An 8,702-nucleotide genomic window follows, 5' to 3' on the forward strand; every position below is an offset into this window, starting at 1 on the left:
TAAACAAACAAAACTATACAAAAGTTTTTAACAAAAATTATCTTAATTGTTTGTAGTATTCTAAAAGATTTTGCGTTGAAGCGTCATGATTCGCAATTGTGTTAATTTCAAATTCAGATAGAATAGTAGTGGCTAATTGTTTTCCTAATTCTACTCCAAATTGGTCGTAACTGTATATATTCCATATAATACCTTGTACAAATATTTTATGTTCATACATAGCTATTAACTCTCCTAAGCTCTCTGGAGTTAGTTTATTTATAAAGATAGTATTTGTAGGCTTGTTACCTTCAAATATTTTAAATGGCAATAGTTTTTGAATTTGATTACTTGAAAGATTTTGCGCTTTTAAGTCACTTATTACTTCTGTCTCAGTCTTTCCGTTTAGTAACGCTTCTGTTTGTGCTAAATAGTTAGAGATTAATTTGTCTTGATGGTCTTTATTACCATGTAAACTTGTAGCAAAACCAATAAAGTCTGCTGGAATTAGTTTTGTGCCTTGATGTATTAATTGAAAAAATGCGTGTTGAGAATTTGTACCTGGTTCTCCCCAAATAAGTGTTCCTGTTTCGTAGTTGACTTTATCTCCATTTCTATCTACGCTTTTACCATTACTTTCCATAATGCCTTGTTGTAGATAAGTAGCAAACTGGTTTAAGTATTGTGAATATGCTATTACCGCTTCGCTTTCTGCTTTAAAAAAGTTATTATACCAAATGCTTAATAATGCTAGAACTACTGGTATATTTTTATCAAAAGCCTCTGTTTTAAAATGATTATCCATTTTATTAGCTCCATTTAAAAGGCTTTCGAAGTTAGAATATCCAACTGCTAAGCTAATAGTTAATCCTACGGCACTCCACAAAGAGAAGCGTCCTCCTACCCAGTTCCACATTGGGAATACGTTAGCTTCGTTTATTCCAAAGTCTTTTACTTTTTCTATATTGGTCGATACTGCTACGAAATGCTTTGATACGTCTTCTACTCCTGCATGTTCTAAAAACCACTTTCTAATAGTATTGGCATTAGATAATGTTTCTTGTGTTGTAAAAGTTTTAGATACTATTACAAATAAGGTTGTTTCTGGATTTATTTTTTTTAAAACTTCATTAACATGGTCTCCATCTACATTACTAACAAAATGTGTTGTTAATTGATTTTTATAATATTGGAGTGAATCTACTACCATTGCTGGACCAAGATCTGACCCTCCTATGCCTACATTAACAATATCTGTGAACGGTTTACCTGTATATCCTTTTCTATCTCCATTTATAATTTCGTTAGAAAACGTTTTAATTCTTGCTTTTACTTCAACTATTTCTGGAATTACATTTTTACCGTTTACTAAAATAGTATTTGTTGCTTTAGCTCGTAATGCTGTATGTAATACCGCTCTTTCTTCTGTTTGATTAATAGTTTCTCCAGAAAAATAGCTTTTTATAGCTTCTTTTAATTTAACTTCTTCTGCTAGGTTTAGTAATAAATTAAATGTTTCTTCTGTAATTCTATTTTTGGAGAAATCCACATAAAAGTCTTCCCATTTAATAGTAAACTTATTCGCTCTATTTTTATCTTGAGCAAACCAGCTTTTCATTTCTACATTTTTTACTAGCTCAAAATGTTCTTGTAGTTTTTTCCAAGCTTGTGTTGTTGTAGGGTTGATATTGGGTAATGACATTATTTTGATAGTGTGATTTGTTGGTTTTCTTTTAGTTCAGTTTTTAAATCTTGTTCTTGAGCTTCACTTTCTAGTTCTTGAAACTCGATAGTATCTAACTGAGCTTTTATAGGTTTTATATATTCTAGATATTTTGTTTTTAAACTATCTGAAATTGGTTCTGCTTCAGGTAATTTTTGTTTAAAAGGGTCTACTTGTCTTCCGTTTTTCCAGAAACGGTAACATACGTGTGGACCAGAGGTATTTCCTGTCATTCCAACCCAACCAATTACATCTCCTTGCTTAACATAATCTCCTACTTTAGCCTTACGTTTTCTCATGTGCAAGTATTGGGTGGTATACGTTGCATTATGCCTTATTTTAACGTAGTTACCATTTCCTCCTCGTTTTGCAGATTCTATTACTGTTCCGTTTGCTGTAGCCATAATTGGGGTTCCTCTTTTCGCAGCAAAATCGGTTCCTTTGTGTGCTCTCACTCTGTTTCCGTACAATGCAATTCGTCTGTTTAAATTATATCTTGATGAGATACGGCTGAAACTTACTGGTGCTTTTAAAAAGGCGCGTCTTAAATTCTTTGCATCTTCGCTAAAATAGTCTTTTATGCCTTTAACTGAATCTGTTTTGAATTCAAAAGCGTATAAAGGCTGTTTATTGTGCTCAAAATAAGCGGCTTTAATATTATCTATTCCTGCATAAATACTATCGTCTATATACTTTTCTGTATAGATTACTTTAAATTTATCATTTTTTTGAAGTCTTGTAAAGTCTATAGTCCAAGCATATATGTCTGACATTTTAAGGGCTATATTAAAGCTTTTTCCTTGCTCGTCTAACGCTTCTGAAATATTAGTTTTTATAATTCCAGATACTTCTTTTTCTACGTACTTAATTGGCTTAGAGCTTGTGTAGGCATGAATAGAGTCTTGAAAATTAATTACTACATAATCTTCTCTATTGGGTTGATATATAAAGCATCGAGGGCGTTGTAGTGAATCTGTAGAACACAGTAAGGTATATGGTTTTCCTGCTCGTAAACGATGTGCTACATCGAAACTATCTTTAGTTTTTTCTACAATATTATATATCTCAGGATAGCCAATATTATTACGTTCTAAAATAACACCAAAGGTTTCTCCTTGCTTTACTGTGTCTCTTTTAACAATAAATTCATTTAAATTAAAACCAAATTCGTATATCTCTTCTGGTTCTACAACAGCTATTGGTTCTGTTATCTCTTCTGGTTCTGGGTCTTTTTTACAGCTGTATATACTTATTAGTAACACAAAAAGTATTACACATCTTTTCCCCAATTTGTTAATTCTTCTTGGCTCCATAAGTCTGGAAAGAATATTCTTTTTTGATATTTTGGATGCATATATTTTACCCATTCACTTCCTCCTGTTGCTTCTGCTGTTTTGCCACCTATATTAAGATAATGGTTAGCAGTATTATAATGTGCCATTACCCAAGTTATATTAACTGTATAATCGTAATGACGCATTGCTTTTATTAAATCTTCGTCTTCTTTTACATCTTGTGGCAACGATTTAAAAATGGTCCACAAGTTATGTGTATTATAGAATTCAGCAAATCTAATAAATTCGTCTTTGTATTTCTCTTCAAATATTGTTAATAAATAACTTTTTTTACCAGTTTTGTAGTCTTTTCCTGCTGCTTGCCAGTATAAATGTTCAAAAGCATGTTCAAAAGAGGTGTTTCTATCTATTGTAGCTCTAAAACGATTATCTATTAAATTGATTAATTCTGTTGAAGCAAACTCAATTTTCCTGTATTGTGCACTTTGAAATCCACTTGCTGGTGTTAAGGTGTTTCTAAACTTATTGTATTGTTCAACATCCATTCCATCTTTCATAACAGTAAAGGAAGAGGTTAACACATCGAAATAACGACTTATTCGCATTAATTTAGTTTCGAAGAAAGCTGCTGTTATATCTTTTTCTTTGGCAACTTGGTCTATTTCCCAAAGTATCATTTTAAACAACAACTCATTTACTTGATGGTACATTAAAAACACCATTTCATCTGGTAGTGTTGTACGTTGATTTTGAAGATTTAACAGCGCATCTGTTTGTATATAATCCCAGTACGTTATGGGTTTAGAATGCAGCAAGCCATCTAAATGGGTTTCTAAATTTTGATCGATTGCATCGTACTTTTCTTTGAGTTTGTTGGTTATTTTAGAATCTAATTCCATTAGTTTTCTACTACTGTTTTAAAAGAGTGTTTTAGTCCTTTAAAAGCTTCTAAGTCTGCTCTTAAAGATCCTACTGCTAAATCTGCCTTAATACGTAAAGGTACTTTATTTTTATCATTAGAAACCCAAAGTGTTAAACTTTCTTCTTCTTTAAATACTCGACCAGCCATTACATAGGGCCTAAACTTTAAAGCTTCTACTTTTCCTATTTTATTTCCTAATTTTATTACTTCTTTCCCTAAATATTTTAATTTAAAACCATAGTTTTCTTCATCAAAAAACATATCTAATGTTATCTCATCTCCAGATTTTAATTTTGAAACATCTAGTTTATTTCTTAAATAATAAAATGTAGACACCATATCTTGAACATTGGGCTTTGTTTCTATTGTACGTTTTCTATTGTATTTTTTATTGAATACTAATGCTGTTTGATTTTTTTGATCAAAATCTATTTCAATATTCTTTTTATGCCCGCCTTCGTTTATGTTTCTTATAAATTTATATGGCAAATTTGATTCGGCATCAAAATAACTCTCATATCTATCTTTAACTTTAAAAAACCATTTAATAGCTCCCGTGGTCCATCCTTTTCCTACTACATGAAATACTGGTTTTCCGTTTAACGTTGTTTCATTTACTGAAAGCGTTGCGTTTCCTGCTTTTAAGAACCCGCTATAACTCATTCTAAAGCGAAACCATTCTCCGTCTTTAAAAGCACCTTCTTGCGCAAAGCTTACATTAAATGTAACAATTGCTAATAGTATAAGTAATGTCTTTTTCATATGCCTAATGTCATTGCTAAATAACTTTAAAAAGTTATTTTATTATTATCTATTTAAATAGATAACAATTACTATTCCAAAAGTATGAAACTAAAAAATGCCATCACTATTTGTAATGGCATTTTTTTATTAATTTTTATTACAGTGTGCCTCTTTTTGCTTGTTCTCTTTCTATAGATTCAAAAAGCGCTTTAAAATTTCCAGCTCCAAAACCTTTTGCTCCCATTCTTTGAATGATCTCAAAAAACAGCGTTGGTCTATCTTCTACTGGTTTTGTGAAGATTTGAAGTAAGTAACCTTCTTCATCTGCATCTACAAGAATCGATAATTTTTGAAGTTCTTTTATATCTTCCTTCATCATCTCTCTATGTTCTCCTAAACGGTTAGGAATATCATCGTAATAGGCTTGTGGCGGTGGTGGTAAAAACTCTACTCCTCTTGCTTTTAATTGTGCAACTGTTTTAATTATATCGTCTGTTGCTACTGCAATGTGTTGCACTCCAGAGCCTTCATAAAAATCTAAATATTCTTCAATTTGTGATTTTTTTGCGGCTTTTGCTGGTTCATTTATTGGAAATTTAATACGTCCGTTTCCATTACTCATTACCTTACTCATTAATGCTGAGTATTCTGTATGTATTTGCTTATCATCAAATGATAGGAAATTAACAAACCCCATGACGTCTTCGTACCATTTTACCCACGTATTCATTTGTCCCCAACCTACATTACCTACCATGTGATCTATATATTTTAGACCTACTGGTTCTGGGTTGTAATCTGACTTCCACTCTGTAAATCCTGGCATAAATATACCGTTATAGTTTTTACGCTCTACAAACATGTGTACAGTTTCTCCGTAAGTATAGATTCCTGCTCTTACTACTTCTCCATATTCATCTTTCTCTACTACTGGCTCCATGTAGGATTTAGCACCTCTTTTTGTTGTTTCTTCATACGATTTTCTAGCATCATCAACCCATAACGCTACTACTTTTACGCCATCTCCATGTTTTACTATGTGGTTATTTATTGGGGATTTGCTATTAAGTGGTGTTGTTAATACTAATCGTATTTTATCTTGTTTTAATACATAGCTAACAGATTCCGTAGATCCTGTTTCTAACCCTTTGTATGCGTATGATTGAAACCCAAATGCTGTTTTATAGAAATGTGCTGCTTGTTTTGCATTACCTACATAAAACTCAACATAGTCTGTTCCTAATAACGGTAAGAAATCTTGCGCTTCTTCGAATATTTTTTCTAAACCGTAGTTTACCGATTGTACTTCTTTTTTACTCATATCTTTAAATTTTCTGAGTTATTTATTTTTTATTTTATTGGAATGATTCTACTTCTATAAAACTTTTATTGTCTAGATGTACGTCATTTATTCTCTTTCTAATTCTAGTGGTAACAATTGCTGAATTATTACTTTGAGAATCTACCAATATATTATTTTGATGTGTTTAATGTTTTTATTTTACTCTAACCAAGATTTATAATAGTCTTCGTCTGCAATTTTCATTGCTTCTTCTGTTACCATTAATGGTTTAAAGGTATCAACCATTACTGCTAATTCTTCTGTATCTACTTTTCCTATACTTCTTTCTGCAGCACCTGGGTGCGGTCCATGTGGTATTCCTGCTGGGTGTAATGATATATGCCCTGCATCGATATCGTTTCTACTCATGAAATCGCCATCTACATAATATAGCACCTCATCACTGTCTATATTACTATGGTTATATGGTGCTGGAATAGCTTTCGGATGATAATCATACAAACGTGGTACAAAGCTACATACTACAAAAGCATCCGTTTCGAATGTTTGGTGTACTGGTGGCGGTTGATGGATTCTACCTGTAATGGGTTCGAAATCGTGAATTGAAAAGGCATAAGGGTAGTTATAACCATCGTAACCTACAACATCAAAAGGGTGTGAAGCATAAACCATATCGAACATATCGTCTTGCTTTTTAACTTTCATTAAAAAATCTCCAGACTCGTTATTGGTTTCTAATTCGTAAGGTCTACGTAAATCTCTTTCGCAAAATGGAGAGTGTTCTAATAATTGGCCAAACCAATTTCGATATCGTTTTGGTGTATAAATTGGTCTGCGAGACTCTACTATAAATAAGCGATTATCTTCTGTATCAAAGTCTATTTTATAAATAATACCTCTTGGTATTACTAAATAGTCTCCATATTTAAAATCTAAATTCCCTAAATGTGTTCTTAACTTCCCAGATCCTTTATGGATAAATATAAGCTCGTCTGCATCAGAATTTTTATAAAAATAATCTGTTGTAGATTGTTTTGGTGCTGCTAAAATAATAGTACAATCGCTATTTGTTAGCACTGCTTTTCTGCTTTCTAAATAATCGTTTTCTGGCTTTACTTGAAATCCTCTAAAACGATAGGATTGCATATGGTTTTTCTTAGCTATTTTTGGAGCTACACTATATTGCTTTTTAATAGCTTTTACTTGTGTTGGTCTCTGCTCATGGTATGAGTTAGTAGACATCCCATCGAAACCTATAGTTCCAAAGAGCTGCTCATAATATAGAGAACCGTCTTGTTTTCTAAATTGTATGTGTCTTTTATGAGGAATTTCTCCTAATTTATGATAAAATGGCATAATGATTTGTATTATTAATTAAACAATGGTTTATTATAAATACAGGGTAAATCATTCTGGGTTTCTTTTAATAAGAAACTTTAAAAAAGTTAGTATGTCTTGCCAATAGTATTTCATTATTAAACAAATATCGTGATTTTTTTGGATTTTATAAAATATAACATTCCTTCAATCTTTTTAGATAAGAGCTAAAACCAAAATCCTAGGTTGAAAAACCAATAACTTTTCTTTGTTTCTGGAGACCATGTATATTTTGCTTCTACTGGGCCTAAAAATGTTTCTACTCCATACCCTAAAGCATATCCCGAGTATTCTGGTAGCGAAAACCAATCTATATCTGTAGAACTAAATAGGTCGTCTTGTACATTAGCGTAGTTTGCTGCAAATGTAATATGGTTTTTCTTAAATATTTCGTAGTCTATATTTAAAGTTGTTTTTATAAAACTACCTCCCGCTATGGACAAATAATCATATCCATAAAAAGATTTAAAATTATTAATGAAATTTTTAGCGTATCCTCCTAAAACAAAATCTAAATACGTATTATTTTGCGCATTAATCTTTGTCCCTGCTTCTGCTATAATATTAGCACTAAGTTTAGAAGAAAACGCATGGGCATATCCTAGATCTGCTTTTACTATTGAAAATTCTGAAAAGTTATTATTATAGTCTGATGAATATAAGTATAAATTAAAATCTCCATTAAAATAAAATCCTTGTTTTGGGAAATAACGATGATCAAAAGAATCGAATCTAAAATTTGCAAAGACACTTACATAATCGCTATTATCAAAAATAGTTTTATCTTGATTTCCTGAAGAGGTTACTGTTTCTGTTGTTATTTTATATTTTTTATGCTCTGCTCCTAGCGTTAAAGTGAGATCATTTTTATATTGTGTTTGCACAAATACTTGATTGGTTAAATCTGCTATTTTTACATCTATTTTATTGACTTCTAAGTTGTTTTGTTCATCTGAATTTAAAAGTGCTGCTGCTGCCACTCCTTTATCAAACTCATTATAACGAGAACGCACACCTACACTCCAATAAAATCCTTTGTCTATATAATATTCAAAATTATACCTTACATTATCTCCTGCTATTAAATCTAATGATACTATATCATTTTTTAAAAGCAATTGCTTTTTTGTTATGTTAGCCAAAAGCGCACTTTTATACAAACCATCGTAATGCAATCCAAAACGTAGTACTGTTGTTTTTTTAGACTCTCTTAGCTCTACATACAAATCATATCCTTTTACTCCTTCAAATACCGATGGTTTTAATTGGTATACAAAGCTATCGAAGTTGTTAGTGGCTATTATATTGTTAGTTCCACTTATAAAACGCTTATAACTTACTTTTTGAAATGGTCTTAGC

General features: G+C 31.4%; 6 protein-coding genes and 1 pseudogene. All 7 read right to left on the bottom strand.

Going from position 1 to position 8,702, the window contains the following annotated elements; all coding sequences use genetic code 11:
* Window positions 1-37: 37 nt before the first annotated feature.
* A complete protein-coding gene (pgi, locus tag ACVC2P_RS13325) occupies window positions 38-1,681 on the bottom strand; it encodes a glucose-6-phosphate isomerase (RefSeq protein ID WP_452598951.1) in 1,644 nt (547 codons plus the stop codon).
* On the bottom strand, window positions 1,681-3,015 hold the full coding sequence (locus ACVC2P_RS13330) for a peptidoglycan DD-metalloendopeptidase family protein (RefSeq protein WP_452598952.1): 1,335 nt from the start codon (window positions 3,013-3,015) through the stop codon (window positions 1,681-1,683). Before ACVC2P_RS13330 ends, pgi begins: the two co-directional genes overlap by 1 nt.
* Window positions 2,973-3,896: a tryptophan 2,3-dioxygenase family protein gene (locus tag ACVC2P_RS13335; protein ID WP_452598953.1), complete on the bottom strand. Its 924-nt coding sequence runs from the start codon at window positions 3,894-3,896 to the stop codon at window positions 2,973-2,975. The genes ACVC2P_RS13330 and ACVC2P_RS13335 overlap by 43 nt, the downstream gene beginning before the upstream one ends.
* Window positions 3,896-4,681 (bottom strand): DUF3108 domain-containing protein, encoded by a 786-nt coding sequence (locus ACVC2P_RS13340; RefSeq protein WP_452598954.1) that lies wholly within the window; start codon window positions 4,679-4,681, stop codon window positions 3,896-3,898. The genes ACVC2P_RS13335 and ACVC2P_RS13340 overlap by 1 nt, the downstream gene beginning before the upstream one ends.
* 139 nt (window positions 4,682-4,820) lie before the next feature.
* Complete coding sequence (gene hppD / locus ACVC2P_RS13345) at window positions 4,821-5,984, bottom strand: 4-hydroxyphenylpyruvate dioxygenase (RefSeq protein ID WP_452598955.1); 1,164 nt, start codon at window positions 5,982-5,984, stop codon at window positions 4,821-4,823.
* 180 nt (window positions 5,985-6,164) lie between these two features.
* Window positions 6,165-7,322: a homogentisate 1,2-dioxygenase gene (locus tag ACVC2P_RS13350; protein WP_452598956.1), complete on the bottom strand. Its 1,158-nt coding sequence runs from the start codon at window positions 7,320-7,322 to the stop codon at window positions 6,165-6,167.
* Window positions 7,323-7,510: 188 nt separating this feature from the next.
* A pseudogene (locus ACVC2P_RS13355) lies at window positions 7,511-8,702 on the bottom strand (patatin-like phospholipase family protein); the annotation flags it as partial.

It is taken from the genome of Pontimicrobium sp. MEBiC01747 (assembly GCF_053601635.1).